The organism is Pseudoalteromonas porphyrae, assembly GCF_001298125.1.
In the GTDB taxonomy this organism is placed as follows: Bacteria; Pseudomonadota; Gammaproteobacteria; order Enterobacterales; family Alteromonadaceae; genus Pseudoalteromonas; species Pseudoalteromonas neustonica.
This window is the reverse complement of record NZ_LHPH01000009.1, coordinates 44,379-59,674: the sequence shown is the minus strand read 5'-3', so window position 1 is coordinate 59,674 and position 15,296 is coordinate 44,379. Positions and strand designations below refer to the sequence as shown.

Genomic DNA, 15,296 nt, shown 5'->3' with positions numbered 1-15,296 from the left:
GCTAGGGCGTGTTGACCTTTCGTGATTGATTTTGCAGCAGTCTATTTGGTATTTAGGCAAGGCAGAGCCTATGTCGTGTGGTTGTTCCCCATAAATAGGCGATAACGCAGTATAAATGCCAAACATGCGCTGCCCAAAGGGTTCTTCCTAGGGGCGATTGACTCTTTGTTGCCTACACGGATGTAGGTAAGGGACGTGAGCAGGACGCGGAAGCTTTGCTCGGTTTTTACTTATTCTCACATGGATGTGAGCCAGTAGAATAACGCAGGAGCAGTTATCGAGCCCGCTAGGTTACAAACCTCGCGCCGCGATTAAATCGCCCCTAGATTGAACAAATTTCAATCCACAAAGGTCAACACGCCCTAACTAAACGAGCCCGCTTAACGTTGCTAGCGCGACAATACTCGCTAAACCTAGCTGCCCTACTAAGCTAAATAATGAAAAACACCTTAATACAAACAATCCCCAAGGATGTTTAATATGTGGATATAATGCACACCGCTTTAAGCTCATCGCAAAGAAAAAACACACTAATGAAAACATCGTCAATGTTAGCGTTATTTCACTTTTACCTGACAAAGAATCATCAAAGAAGAAAAACAACTGAAATGGTAATAATAAAGTAACTATCGCATGTAGCCCGTGGACTTTCTTTATTCGCGTAAACTGACCATCTGGCGATAACTCTTTAATACCAAAATCACGTTCCAAGCATTTTACTAATTGTGTCGCTTTTATACTAACAGCAAGTCGATAACAACTTAACCCGTCAATATTTTTAGTCCTAAAATCATAACCTGATTTAAGTAATAGCACCATCAGAGGCTCATTTTTAGCAAACACGGCATAATGTAGTGCCGTATTACCTAAACTATCTTGCTGCTTTTTATCTTGTTGCTCCAAGAGCGTTTGAACCAAATTTACATACCCTTTCTCAACAGCCCACATAAAAGCCGTTTTTCCATTCTCATCAGCTAACGTCCCCGTTGCACCTTGTTCAATAAAGCGCATCGCCATTGTCTGTTTTGCAGTTTTAAAACTCAAATGAGCAAGTAAGGCCTGCTCTAATAGCATGACCGAATCAACATCCGGTGAAACTTGAGTCAGCAAAGTAAAATAGTCTTTACCACCTGCGACTTTTTTAGCCGCCAATTCACTTAGCTGCGAAACAGAATCAATTGAGTCAGGAATAAAACAGCTAAAACGCTCACGAAAATCAACTTCTTTCCATAAAGCTAACGCATCTTGCGCACTCACTTTGCTTGCTGATGATAAAGCATGCTCAATAACCGTAAAATAGCGTTTAGAAAAAAGTTGAGAAATCAACGATATTGGCGTTTTAATTGCAGCTTGTCCGGCAACACTCGCATACTTTTCAAGACGCTGACAAAGCATAAGCACTAAGCTTTCTGGGGTATATTCATTATCATAATAATGATTTTTTGCAGCGTTAATATAATGCTGTGCTGAATCGTCATATTCACAAATATGCTGAAAATAACACTCTTCAAATGGCTCAAGTGGCGTTAACCAAGTTAAATAATAGATGGGAGGTAATACAGTGGTACAAACGCCATCGTCTTCTTCATTAGAGCGACAGGCTGGCCATGCTTCTAAAGCATCCAAAATGAATGCACCGTTTTGCTCAATAAGTCCTTTGACTAACAACGGGTATTCTTTAGGCCAAATAAGTACATTTTCCATTAAAAAAACATAACTCCAGTGTCTATCTTACTCAGGTATAAAGGTCAGTTCGCGAGTTTAACAACACCAAACTGACACTGCGCTTAATATAATAATTTATAGACGCTTATTCTAGCACACCTTGATCGACACGCTAGCGCAAAGAGTGTGATTTTAAAAGAATAATAATGGTATTAATATAAAGCGACAAGTCACTTTCGTAACTTATCGCTTCTGGTTGGAGGCGGGATAAAAGTGCTTATTTACTACTCAGTTCGCGAGTAACTTGGTCAAGCCCTACTTCAGAAATACGTTGAATCACTTCTTTTTGTTTAGCACTCAATAAGGAAATACCTTCAGCAACGATATCATATACTTTCCAGCTACCATCTTTACCGTGGCGAAGTTTAAAGTGCAGGTCTATTGTTGGGGCTTGTGAATCTATAATTTGTGTTTTTACTGTTGTAAAATCCCCGCTGGTGACATCATTATTTTTTTCAAATTTGATCTCTTGCCCGGTATATTTCATCAGTGCACTGGCGTATGTCATTGTCAAATAGTGCTCAACCGCACTAATAAACCCTGTAGCTTGCGCCCGCTTTATGCCTTTAATATGCTTACCTAACAATTTGTATGAAACAAACTTCACATCTATATGCGGCATTAAATGCTTACTTACAATGGCTGACATCTCATGCTTTGACGCATTACCTTGGCTATTAACTTTACCTATATCACTAAATAACTGATCCCCAATAGAGACTAATAATTGCTGTGGATCTTTTGCTGTTTGCGTCTGAGCCATCAAAGAAACGCTAAAAAGTAAAGTCAGTAAAAGCAAACCGCGGCTAAGTAATTTCATGTTGATTAGACCCTTAATAATTCTGATATGCTAATTTACTTGCTCACTAAGAGAATAAAAAGACACAATAGTGAACATAATTAATGCCAATCAGGCACCAATAAATTAAATTCTTTACTATCATAATGTTAGATAGAAACGACAACTACACATAAAACTAAACAAAAAGCCCTAGGGCTTAACAGCGTAAAGAGGTTTACTTTAAGCGTTTACTTTAGTTCTTCACGCAGTTCTTTAGTCGCTTTAACCATGTTATCAAGTGCTTGGCGGGTTTCTTCCCATCCACGTGTTTTTAAACCACAATCTGGATTCACCCACAAACGCTCAACGGGTATTTTACGCGCGGCTTTGTGGATTAACGCTTTGATCCATGCAGTATCTGGCACGTTTGGTGTGTGAATATCGTATACACCAGGGCCTATATCATTTGGGTAATCAAAGTTTTCAAATGCATCTAGTAGCTCCATGTTTGAGCGTGATGTTTCAATAGTGATCACATCGGCATCCATATCCGCAATAGCGGCAATAATACCGTTAAATTCCGCGTAACACATGTGCGTATGAATTTGTGTTTCGTTTTTCACACCACTGGCTGACACTCTAAATGCATACGCTGCCCACTCTAAATAGTCTTGCCATTGGGTGGCTTTGAGTGGCATACCTTCACGAAATGCAGGTTCATCAATTTGAATTATCTCAATGCCCGCATTTTGTAAATCCACCACTTCATCACGCAGCGCAAGTGCTATTTGATTTGCAATGCTTGGTTTATCTAAATCATCACGAATAAATGACCAAAACAAAATAGTGACAGGGCCTGTTAGCATGCCTTTCATTTTTTTACTGGTAAGCGACTGCGCGTATTGAGTCCACTGAACCGTCATTGCTTTTTCGCGTGAGACATCTCCCCAGATAACCGGCGGCTTCACACAGCGAGAGCCATAGCTTTGCACCCAACCAAACTGGGTAAAAGCAAAACCTTCAAGCAGTTCACCAAAATATTCAACCATGTCATTACGCTCAGCTTCACCATGTACTAATACATCTAAATCAAGCGCTTCTTGCTCTTCTACTGCGTAGCGGATTTCGGCTTCCATTTGATTTTGATAGTCAGTGGCAGATAATTCACCGGCTTTAAAATCACGACGCGCTTTACGGATAGCCTGTGTTTGTGGGAATGAACCTATCGTGGTTGTCGGTAATAATGGTAAGTTAAGTGCTCCATGTTGTTTTTCAATTCGCTGAGCAAATACATTCTCACGCTTCCCCTCTTTTACGGTTAACGCACTTACTCGTTGCTGCACTACTGCATTATTGACACGTGTTGATGTTAAACGTGCTTTTACAGGCGCTGAGTAAGTAACTAAATCACGGTTATCATTGATCTCAAGTGCTGCTTTTAACAATGACAGCTCTTGGCCTTTTTGTTTTGCGAAAGCAAGCCAGGAGCGTAACTCATCATCAAGCTTTTCTTCTTGCTCTAAATCAACTGGCGTGTGTAATAAAGAACATGACGGAGCAAGCCATAAATTATCGCCACGCTTTGTTGCAATGTCTTTTATCGTGGAAAATACCGCATCGAGGTCTGCACGCCAAATATTACGGCCATTAACTACACCTAATGATAGAACTTGATCAGCGCTCAATAACGAATCAATCTGTGTAAAATCGACTTTAGCTGCAACACAATCAAAATGTACACCGTCAACTGGATAAGCAGCTATATCATCATAGTAAGCACTCACAGAGTCAAAATAACTAGCCAGTAACAACTTTACACCTTGACCTGCAAGTGTGTTAAAACTTGCTTTTAATGCATGGCGGTAATCATCAGACAACTCAAGAGCAAGAATAGGTTCATCTATTTGTACCCACTGAACACCTTGGCGCGCTAGCTTTACTAGGACTTGTTGATACACTGGCAACAGTTTTTCAAGTAGGCTTAATTTATCAAATTCTCTGCCCACACATTTTGCTAAGTAAAGGTAAGTTACAGGGCCAACTAACACCACTTTTGCATTATGGCCTAATGCGTGTGCATGGGTAACTTGCTCAAATAACTCAGTCCAGGCTAATTCAAACTGCTGATCACTGCTAAGCTCTGGCACTATATAGTGATAATTCGTATTAAACCATTTCGTCATTTCACTGGCTGCACATGAACAACCGGTTGGCGCTCGACCACGGCCGATGCGAAATAACGTATCAAGATCAACGCTACCGTCTGTTTTTTGATGCCGCTTAGGTACAGCGCCGATGAGTAATGAGGTTGACAACACATGGTCATACCAAGCAAAGTCGCCAACTGGTAATAACTCAATGCCTGCATCGGCTTGTAGCGCCCAGTTTTTTGCGCGGATCGTTTTACCTTTCTCAAGTAACTCTGCTTGGCTGATTTTACCTGCCCAATATGATTCGACTGCAAATTTAAGCTCGCGTTTTGTGCCTATACGAGGAAAACCTAAGTTATGTAATTGTGCCATGTTAAAAACTCCATTTAGCTATTTAGATGGCTAAAAACTTACACCTCTCCCTTACATTACACAATTGATGCTTCCTCCTATTTAACTTGAGGTAATTTCATATAAATATTTTTATAAATCAGAATAAATATAATGACAACGCTGTCAAATTTGATGCTATAGTGAAGTTGTAAACGTTAAGTAAAACAAATGACATTATTTAGCCATCTAGACGTTGAAGCATCTTCAATAAAGGCGTATTATGTCTGCAATCTGAGTTAACCTCACTTATACCATGAGAATTATTAAAGATGATTGATGTAAAACATTTAAAGACCATTGCGACCTTAAAAGAAACCGGCTCTTTGGTGAATACCGCCCGCGAACTATTTTTAACTCAATCAGCTTTATCTCATCAGATTAAAGATTTAGAAAACAAGCTTGATTGCCAGTTATTTGAACGTAAAACTCAGCCTGTGCGGTTTACACCCCAAGGTATGCTATTGCTTGAACTAGCGAGTGAAGTACTACCCCGCGTTGAAGCGACAAAATGCCGACTAAAGGAAAGCCTTAACCAGCCGATTTCGCAGTTAAGATTAAGTGTTGAATGCCATGCTTGTTTTCATTGGCTATTACCCACGATTAAAGAATTTAATAACTTTTGGCCTGATATTAAAGTAGATTATGAACGTGGCTTTAGCTACGACGCAATCCCTGATCTATTAAGCGACGAGTTGGATCTAGTGCTTACCTCTGATATCCGTGAACCCGATAAACTTGAATACGCACATTTATTTGACTTTAAACTTAAGCTGATTGTTGCCCCCGATCATGAGCTGGCAAAAAAAGCGTACGTTACTGCACTGGATTTGAAAAACGAAACCATTATTTCATACCCAATTCCACGCGAACGCCAAGATATATTTAAGCACTTTATTCAAAATGCACGTTTTGACGGCACCTTAAAAAACGTAGAGCAAGGCTTACTTATTTTTCAACTTGTCAGTGCGGGTATGGGCGTTGCGGCATTACCAGATTGGCTAGTAACGCCTTATGAGAGCCAAGGTTTAATCAAATCGATTCCCCTTGGCGCATTAGGGCTCACTCGCCCCATGTACCTTGCAATGAAAAAGAATATGCGGGATAACCCGGTTTATCGCCACTTTTTAAATACCTGCAAGTTAAATAACGGTCGATAAAATCAAGCGAACCCAGTAGCATACGTAAAACTCTTTTACTGATGCTACTGTGATGTTTGAACTTAAAAAAATCCTCGGCGCAATGCTCATGCCACTGCCCTTGTTCGGCCTAATATGTGCTTTGTGCTTTTTGATAGCTTTGCGTAACAACAAAGTCGCCGCATTTTCTGGCTTACTCGTTACTTGCGCGCTAATGCTGATCAGCACACCGTTTATGGGCCAAAAAATAGTCGATCCTTCCACGCAACTTCAATATGTATTTAATTCTAAAAATCATTCAAAAATAGACAAGATAGTGGTACTTGGCTGCGATCTAATACCAAACCCAAACCTCAGTGCGAATAGCCAGCTGGGTAATTGTGCAAAAAGTCGTTTAGTAGAAGGCATAAGGCTTGCGTATCTTTATCCACACGCACAGCTTATTGTTTCAGGTGGGGGCTACGGCAAAGTCACCAATAGTCATTTAATGCAGCAAACAGCGATTAGCCTTGGAGTAAAAGCTAACCGTATAAAGCAAAACCCAGCAGCCATGGACACCGCCGACGAAGCTAAATTTTTAGCGCCTGCACTTGTGGATTTTAAAGTTGCGTTAGTCACATCATCGAGCCATATGCGCCGTGCAAAAGATTTATTTAACGCACAAGGGGTTGATGTAATACCCGCTGCGACTGACTTTTATGATTACTCTGCTTGGCCTGTCCATAAACAGTATGTCCCTAATGTAAATGTACTCTTAGCTGTAACACGTCAATGGCACGAAGTAATTGGCCGTGGTTGGATTGCAGTGCGCCGTTGGATTGATCCAGAGGCGCTGTAGTTTTCAATCAACAGAATTTGACTTATTTTCAAACTGGGTTATCTATATCAATAAAGGTAACGTCAAATCCATGTTGTTGTGCTAATAGCTCACCGAGCGCTTGGATCCCATAGCGTTCGGTCGCATGATGACCCGCGGCAAAAAAATCAATGTTTTGTTCTCGTGAACTGTGAATTGTTTGCTCTGATGCCTCACCCGTTAAATAAGCATCGAGTCCTTGGTTAGCAGCTAAGTCAATATAACCTTGCCCACCACCTGTACACCACCCTATGGTTTCAATTGGTTCATCACGCACTAAACTCACTAAGGGTTCTCGATTGAGTACCTCAGCTATTTTTTGCGCGAACTGTTCACCCGTCATAGGCGTTTTTAATCGCCCTTTTACTGCAACACTATTTGCTATCGGCTCTAAGCCGTCTGTCATTTCTAAATCGAGTAATTTAGCTAATTGTGCGTTATTGCCAATCTCAGGATGCACATCTAACGGCAAATGATATGCAAATAAATTAATATCATGATCCAGTAACGCACCAATACGGCGCTTTTTAATACCCGTGATAGGCTGTGCTTCGCCTTTCCAAAAATAGCCATGGTGCACTAAAATAGTATCTGCACCTAGGGCAATTGCAGCATCAATCAACGCTTGGCTGGCGGTTACACCTGTTACTATTTTTTGAATCCGTTCTCGCCCCTCAACTTGTAACCCATTTGGGCAAAAATCCTTAATTGAGTCAGGCTTTAAGATCGCATTTAATAACTGGTTAAATTCTCGACGTTGCATTTCATATTCCACATAAACGTTAGATTTTGTGCAAATTTTGGCGGTTATCTATTCAAAATGGAAGGGAAATCGCAAAAAATTGAAAAGTAGCCCAAAAATAGGTATAAATAGGTATTCTTAATCTGTGTTTACAACGTATAGGGTCTCTGATGAGCAAACTAGACAAAACAGAAGTGTTAAATGCCTTTGAAGCAGCATATGAAGCAGCCAATGGTAATAAACCTGAAATCACCACCAAACCTGGTTGGTACAGCATCGATGGCGGCAAAAATTTGCGCCTTGCAGAAGTTGCTGAATTAACTGAGCAGTTAACTTCAGGCGGTTCGTCTGAAAAAACAGTAAAAAAAGCGCCTGCTAAAAAAACCAAAACAAAAACGACTGTTCCAGCCGTTAAAAAAGCAGCATTTACTGTTACTACAGAAAATGAAGATGGCTACACAGCTGAAGAGTTTTGGATTGTGTACTTAGCGAGAAAAGAACATGACTGCCGCCTTCCACGCGGTGTTATGTAATTTACAGCTAAGCAAACAAAAAAACCGCTCTTAAGCGGTTTTTTTGTGCTCACAATAAAGAGTCACTTTAACTATCAACCACGTACTCAAATAGCCACACACGACAATAAATACGGTGCCAATCAATACTGGCATAATTAAAAAGTCCCAACTTTGCCCGCTGCTTATAATTAAAATAGGGTTGGCCCCTGCTGCTGGGTGAACTGTTTTAGTTAGCATCATCGCCGTTATTGCAAGACCCGTCGCTATGGCAATACTAATAGGATCTGAGCCTATATAAGTGACAAACACGACCGCGATAAAAGCAGTGATCAAATGGCCTGCAATCACATTTTTAGCTTTTGCCAAAGGGCTATCTGGTATTCCAAAAACTAATACTGCCGTGGCGCCAAAAGGTGCCATAAGCCAGACCCCATAATTATTTACACTTTCTAAATACGCTAAAACCAACAATGTAAGCGTTGAAAACACCCCTGCAATGACAGCTTGATACGATCCATCATTCATAAATATAACTCCCAACCAAAAGTAGACCGACTTGTCTACACGCAAATGATAGACAAGTCGGTCTACTCATGTCAAGCTTACTTTTTTACAAGGAGCCATCATGGATAAGCGCACCCATATTATTAATACTGCACTGACAGCCTTCTATCAAAAAGGGATTCATGCGGTAGGTATTAATGAAATACTAAAAGAGTCTGGCGTTGCAAAAAAAACTCTTTATAACCACTTTGTCAGTAAAGATGAGTTGATTTGCGCCTGCCTTGAAGCCAGGGATAAACGCTTTAATCATTGGCTCAACGATCGGTTAAAAAACTGTGATACTCCTTTTGAAATCGCATCAGCGCTGTTTGGTTCACTCTCAATTTGGATAGATAATAAGGCCATAGAGCTTGGCGACTTTAATGGTTGTTTTTTTATTAATACTGCGGCTGAATTTCCACACAGCGACCACCCTATTGCAATACTTTGCAGTGCACACAAAAAAGCTGTTTTACAATTGCTGTTCGACAAGCTATCGCAAACAACACAACTTAAAAGCAAGTCAGAAAAAGCCAAGCAGTTAGCACAATTATTAATGACATTAAAAGAAGGTATGATCTGCCAAGCAAGAGTCATGCATTCTAGCAACCAACTATTGCAAGACCCATTATTACTACGACAACTTGTGCAAAGCTATATACCCAAACCGCTTCAAGATGCAGACTTCAGCGTTTCATAGGGACTTAATATCAAGGCGTTACTTTGTTGTTAAAAAAATAAAGCGGCTATTTAGCCGCTTTTAATTAGTCTATAACGCTAATAATTACTTATCTTCAAAGTAAAGTTTATCGCGTTCTTTTTTACCAACTTCATTCATTGTTGCCGCATCAAATAAACGACCGTTGATCATGGTGTAATCAACTTTATCTGTATCACGAATATTCGTCAGCGGATTACCGTCGATGATCATTAAATCGGCTAATTTGCCTACTTCTAACGAACCAATATTTTGATCAAGGCCTATGTATTTGGCCGGATCAAGCGTCGCGGCGCGAATTGCTTGCAGTGGGGTCATTCCACCTTGGGCAAACATCCAAATCTCCCAATGTGCAGCCAACCCTTCACGTTGCCCATGCGCACCTAAATTAACTAGTACACCTAAATCTTGTAGCTCTTTTGCTACACGGGCATTATTAAAGTGATTGTAGTGATGATCGGGCGCTTTAACTCGACGCATTGAACGCGGTAACAATTGATTTTTAGGTACGAATTTACTTAAGCGTGGATGATTCCATACGTCCGTTTTATCGTACCAGTAGTTTTCACCCCAAATACCACCATACGCAACACCAAGAGTAGGCGTATAACCTACATCACTTTGTGACCAAAGCTGCTTAATATCGTCATAAATGTTTGCAACAGGAAGTGAGTGCTCAATACCTGTATGGCCATCAACCACCATGGTTAAGTTATGTTGTAATAACGATCCGCCTTCTGGCACAACCATCATTTCCAGCTCTCGACCAGCTTCTATCACTTGCTGGCGTTGCTCACGACGGGGTTGGTTATATGATTTAACACTAAACGCCCCCACTTTCTTTAAACGCTCTAAATGAAATTTAGCATCATCTAACGAATCAATATGCGACGTATACCCTGGCATATTGGCGCCATATAAAATAGTCCCGGTAGAGAAAATACGCGGGCCTACAATAGCCCCTGATTTTTGCATTTCACTTGCAGCAAAAATTTCAGTGGTATCATTAGAAGGATCATGAATGGTTGTTACACCTAATGATAAACCAGCTAGGTTCTTCCAGTTTTGCTCTGGAATAATTTCATTACTCGCTTGCGAGCCGTGAGCATGCGCATCAACAAGCCCTGGCATAATTGTTTTACCAGTTACATCAATGATTTTTGCACCTTTTGGAATGCTCACATCTGCTACACTGCCCAGTGCTTTAATATGCTTACCATCAGTTAGCAACACACCGTTTTCGATAACTTGCTCACCTTTCATGGTGATAATACGTGCACCCGTTAGGGCTATCATGCCTTTCGGCTCAGCTATTTTGCGAGTAAAACTGATGTTATCGCCGCTTTTAACTTTAAAATCAGCGTCATCAGCTTTATTAATATCAAACAACCCAGCTAAGCTTGCGTGGTAAAGCTCAGGGCCGAGTGTCCAATATAGTTTATTGCTATTTGCACTCCAACTGATGCTTTCACCCGCACGTACTGAGAGCTGTTCAATCGGAAATTGACTATCTTTAGGGCCTATATTAATGGTTTTACCGCTTTCAACTAGCGGCGTAACAAATACTTTAAAACGCTCAGCAAACGCAAGGTATTTTCCATCAGGCGATACTCTAAATTCAGTTGCATGCTCAGATTCATACAGTTTACTGACTTTCTTAGAATCAAGTTCAACAACACTTAATGTTGGCTTTGGCCATGGACTCATAATGAATACACGGTCGTTTTGCGCACCAAATTGTGGTTGGTAGCCACTTTTTGTAATTAGCTCAGCTTTGCCGCCTTTTGTGCTCACCGCGTAAATGCCTGTGTGTAACGACCAATCAGGGTTTAATATGCCGCCACCCGATGCTTTTCTATACACAACAGTTTTGCCATCTGGGCTAAATGTTGGCTCTACATATTTGCCCGGTTCAGTGGTTATGTCATCGCCACGCCCGCTGCGAGCAGATACAACACGAACAGCACCCTGCTCATTATCGTCCCATGTTACATAAACTATTTTTTTACCATCGCGAGAAAACTGCGCAAATAACTCAAAATGATCATCTTGTTTCGTTAAACGCTTTATTTTACCTGACGCTAAATCACGTTTATAAATATGCCCAAGCGCTTCAAAAATAGCGGTTTCGCCATCTGGAGATACCTGTACATTGCGCAGCATTTTTACATCAAATTCATCGGCATCAATATTTTGTGTAAAACGCACCGCTTTTTGAATTTTTTTACTTGTTTGTACTTCAAATGGTACCGTCTCAACATCGCCATCTTTCACATCAAGCTTATGGATTGTACCACCCGCCCAAAATACCAGCTCTTCATTATCTGGTGTCCAAGCAATTGTTGGATAAACGCCATGGATAGCCCATGTTTCTTGCATGTCACGCTCAAGTTTATCGTACAACTTTGTGTGCTGACCCGACGTTAAATCATATATGTAAAGGCTCGTTTGAAAATCATCTCGCTTAATATAGGCAAGTTTTTTACCATCAGGTGACGGTGTTGGACGAATCGCCCCGCCCATACCACTTATAATTGTTTCGATCTCACCTGTTTGACGATCATAACGTTTAATTTTGTAGATACCCGCAACCGAGTCTTTTGAATAATGAAACGTTTTACCTGGAGTCGAATCATGCGAGAAATAAACGTAACGGCCATCAGGCGAAAACATCGGCTCACCTAAATCTTTTTGATCGTCAGCACGCTTAGTTAACTGTACACCTTTACCACCTGCTTTGTGATAAAGCCATACTTCACCCGCACCTAATGAACGACTTGCCGTAAAGTGCTTACGTGCAACTAAATAGTCGCCATCAGGGCTCCAAGCAGGACTATTAAGAAGACGAAAAGTTTCGTTCGTTACTGCTGTTTGGTTTTCACCGTTTAAATCCATTAGCCAAATGTTATCGCCGCCACCTTGATCCGAGGTAAACGCAATATGTTTACCATCTGGGCTAAAGCGTGGCTGCATTTGCCATGCAATATCAGTTGTTAATTGAGTCGCCTTACCGCCCGACATCGCCATAGTATAAATATCACCGAGCAAATCAAACACAATGGTTTTACCATCTGGGCTCACATCAATATTCATCCATGTGCCTTGTGACACACTGATAGTCGCATCGACAAATTGCCCTTGTGGTGCATCAACTTGCCACTTTTTATCATCAGTACTTTCTTGGGCCTGTGCTTGACCATAAAGGGCCAATGACATTGCTACAGCCATTGTTGTATGGAGCATTGCTTTCATTGCTATCTCGCTTGTTCTTGTTGTTTATTAATATTGATTGCAACAAAAACGATAGCAACTTACCAGCGATATCTGATAAAGCGCCTTAATTTGGCGGTTAATGCCATTTAATTGGGTCAAATTGATAGTAGCCAACTAATAAGCTGTAAATTTCTGGATCGTAGTGTCGAAGTTCACTTGGCTTTTCTAAAAAGGTTTCAGTGATCACAGCAAAAAACTCCGCTTCATTTGTTGCACCATAACTATGGATAACATGAGGCATACTATAGGCAACGTGTGTTTTTAATTGATTAAAAGCACGGCTAAAAATGCGCCCCCACTCTTTATAGTCTGACTCTTTAGTGAGTAACGGAGTGCCGGTGGTTTTACCTGTTTCTTGATCAAGCTGATGAGCAAACTCATGAAACACAAGATTATGCCCATCGTTTGGTAATCTATTACCCTCAAGTACGTCGTGCCAACTAAGCACTAACGTGCCACCAGGCCAAGACTCTCCTTGACGAATAGTATTATGGTAGCTGACTAAGCCTGCGCTATCCCGGGATGTTTGTGGTGCATAATAAGCGCTGGGATAAAGCAAAATTTCTTTAACGTTTTGATAAAGTGGCCACGGTTTATTTAATACTAATAAACATGCATCAGCAGCAACAATTAATTTCATACCCTCATTGAGTTTTAAACCATCACAACCTATGAAACGTTTTTCATTCAAAAACCAAACAATATGGCGCTCTAGTTTCTCACGGTCAGCATCTGTCATCTTTTGATAAATAGGCATACAGCGTAACAACAGCGCTTTTTGTTTTTCATCTAAATGATAATCTTGATATTTTTTTTGCCACAAGCGATTTTGAATTACTGGCCAACGCCAATAAATAACCACAAACGCTACCAGTGCGAGTACTAACAATCCGTTTACCATTAAAGGGTCCTATTAACAGAGATAAACTATTAATATGTCCGCTTAGGGCAAAATTCAATCATTTCATAGCAGTTACATAAAAACCGCCCAAGAACTATAAGCGGTCTGTCGATTATTGCGCTAAACCCATAAACTTAACGATATAACGGTTGCCATGCACACGTGCGATAACCATAGCGCTCAAAATAGAAATTGTTGCAATTGCTATCATAATTGCTGTTACCAACATCAATACGATGACCACTTATATATTGATTATGCAATGATACTTGCTGGCCATTGTATAATAAAGTGAAGTGCACATGAGGGCCGGATGACTGTCCTCCTTCGCACAATGCCTGCCCCTTACTATTAGCATAACGGCCAAGCCATGCGCCTGGCTGAACATAATCGCCGCTGTTGTATTGCAAATTCGACATATGATAATAACTAGTTGAATAGCCACTTGAATGCGTCACACGGATATTACAAGAGGAAAAACGCGTAACGGTACCACCATGAGCCGCCTGCACATATGGTGTATTGCTACCCCAACCACCTGAGCCATTATTAAAATCAAGGGACGAGTATGGATACCCAGAACCGGTATTTGAATGTGCTCCACCACTGTACCAATAACCAGATGGCCAAGGGAGGTTCATTGAAAAACTCGCTGCTGCTAACCGTGTATCATTATTTTGTACTGCGTGTATTGAAGGGGTTTGTAATTGCGCGTAACTATCTGGAAATAAACTATCAAAAGTAGTTAAAAATACCGTGATTGCACTTTTCGAATTGCTTACTTCATCTTTATCCAACGTCAATTTTGAACGTTTTGCTAACACACTCACTAACGCTGCAGTGGCAGCAGTACTGCTACTTATGCTCGCGTTGCGAGTGATTTCAATACCTGTAGATTGCACATCTTGCCATTGTTTATACGCGTAGAAACGTTGAGCTAATTTAGTTACCACGTCTTCTATTTGTGCATCAAACCCTTGTTTATCTGATAAGCCTCTTAATGGCTTATTGATATCTGCATCTAGGTTAGAAAGTAAGCCACTTTGCTGCTCAATCAAGGCTAAAATAATTTTAGGATTAATGCTCGCATAACCAGCCCAATGTAATATGAGCTCTTTTTTTTCGTTAAGCGCTGGCGCATACAGGGTAAAGAAACTATCCCAATCTTCATTTAATAGGGTGTTATTAAATACAAATTGAGTATCGTCGACAGCCACCAAAGAGTTTAACTTTAGCGATTTAATTGATTGTTCTGAAAAGCTAAAATCTGCATGTCCGTGGCCTTTTGCTGATACTACAGACGAGATACCTAAAACACTCACTAATGCGATATTCATTATTTGATTTTTCATCTTTCATTTCCTTTTATATAGTAAAAAGATCCCAAAGAGGGAACAAAAGATATAGCACCAATGTTAATAAGTGGTTAATTATATGTTTTTATGTTTGTATTAATAAAATTTATGTCCCTTATATAACCTCGTGTGTAGGTTGTTTTTCACTCCAATAATTTGTACAAAAAATAAACTAAAATTAAATTATTGATAAAATGTAAAAACCAAT

At 40.4% G+C, this 15,296-nt stretch carries 12 protein-coding genes; 4 read left to right on the top strand and 8 right to left on the bottom strand.

Features of this window, described 5'->3' with window-relative positions; all coding sequences use genetic code 11:
• Nucleotides 1-366 precede the first annotated feature (366 nt).
• The 3 genes from ADS77_RS09855 to metE form a co-directional block, all read right to left on the bottom strand.
• Nucleotides 367-1,704 (bottom strand): ankyrin repeat domain-containing protein, encoded by a 1,338-nt coding sequence (locus tag ADS77_RS09855; RefSeq protein WP_054454173.1) that lies wholly within the window; start codon nucleotides 1,702-1,704, stop codon nucleotides 367-369.
• Nucleotides 1,705-1,942: 238 nt separating this feature from the next.
• On the bottom strand, nucleotides 1,943-2,545 hold the full coding sequence (locus tag ADS77_RS09850; RefSeq protein ID WP_054454170.1) for a phospholipid-binding protein MlaC: 603 nt from the start codon (nucleotides 2,543-2,545) through the stop codon (nucleotides 1,943-1,945).
• 209 nt (nucleotides 2,546-2,754) lie between these two features.
• Complete coding sequence (gene metE, locus ADS77_RS09845; protein WP_054454168.1) at nucleotides 2,755-5,028, bottom strand: 5-methyltetrahydropteroyltriglutamate--homocysteine S-methyltransferase; 2,274 nt, start codon at nucleotides 5,026-5,028, stop codon at nucleotides 2,755-2,757.
• Between the two features lie 290 nt (nucleotides 5,029-5,318).
• Between metE and ADS77_RS09840 the strand changes: the two genes are divergently transcribed.
• Entirely contained in the window at nucleotides 5,319-6,206 is an 888-nt protein-coding gene (locus ADS77_RS09840; protein WP_054205483.1) for a LysR family transcriptional regulator, read from the top strand.
• Nucleotides 6,207-6,258: 52 nt separating this feature from the next.
• Nucleotides 6,259-7,023, top strand: a complete 765-nt coding sequence (locus ADS77_RS09835) for a YdcF family protein (RefSeq protein ID WP_054454166.1) — start codon at nucleotides 6,259-6,261, stop codon at nucleotides 7,021-7,023.
• 28 nt (nucleotides 7,024-7,051) lie between these two features.
• On the opposite strand, the gene ADS77_RS09830 is transcribed toward ADS77_RS09835, so the two are convergent.
• Entirely contained in the window at nucleotides 7,052-7,804 is a 753-nt protein-coding gene (locus ADS77_RS09830; RefSeq protein WP_054454164.1) for a Nif3-like dinuclear metal center hexameric protein, read from the bottom strand.
• A 149-nt stretch (nucleotides 7,805-7,953) separates the two neighbouring features.
• Between ADS77_RS09830 and ADS77_RS09825 the strand changes: the two genes are divergently transcribed.
• Entirely contained in the window at nucleotides 7,954-8,316 is a 363-nt protein-coding gene (locus ADS77_RS09825) for a hypothetical protein (protein WP_054454163.1), read from the top strand.
• 30 nt (nucleotides 8,317-8,346) lie between these two features.
• Here the strand turns inward: ADS77_RS09825 and ADS77_RS09820 are convergent, their stop codons facing one another.
• Nucleotides 8,347-8,823 (bottom strand): HPP family protein, encoded by a 477-nt coding sequence (locus ADS77_RS09820; RefSeq protein ID WP_054454160.1) that lies wholly within the window; start codon nucleotides 8,821-8,823, stop codon nucleotides 8,347-8,349.
• 100 nt (nucleotides 8,824-8,923) lie between these two features.
• Here ADS77_RS09820 and ADS77_RS09815 point away from each other — a divergent pair, with 100 nt between their 5' ends.
• The gene (locus ADS77_RS09815; RefSeq protein WP_054454158.1) at nucleotides 8,924-9,541 is read left to right on the top strand and encodes a TetR/AcrR family transcriptional regulator; all 618 of its coding nucleotides are present in this window, start codon (nucleotides 8,924-8,926) and stop codon (nucleotides 9,539-9,541) included.
• A gap of 84 nt (nucleotides 9,542-9,625) precedes the next feature.
• On the opposite strand, the gene ADS77_RS09810 is transcribed toward ADS77_RS09815, so the two are convergent.
• The 3 genes from ADS77_RS09810 to ADS77_RS09800 form a co-directional block, all read right to left on the bottom strand.
• Nucleotides 9,626-12,811, bottom strand: a complete 3,186-nt coding sequence (locus tag ADS77_RS09810; protein ID WP_054454156.1) for an amidohydrolase family protein — start codon at nucleotides 12,809-12,811, stop codon at nucleotides 9,626-9,628.
• A 97-nt stretch (nucleotides 12,812-12,908) separates the two neighbouring features.
• A complete protein-coding gene (locus tag ADS77_RS09805; RefSeq protein WP_054454154.1) occupies nucleotides 12,909-13,733 on the bottom strand; it encodes a M90 family metallopeptidase in 825 nt (274 codons plus the stop codon).
• Between the two features lie 134 nt (nucleotides 13,734-13,867).
• A complete protein-coding gene (locus ADS77_RS09800; RefSeq protein WP_054454153.1) occupies nucleotides 13,868-15,085 on the bottom strand; it encodes a M23 family metallopeptidase in 1,218 nt (405 codons plus the stop codon).
• Nucleotides 15,086-15,296 lie beyond the last annotated feature (211 nt).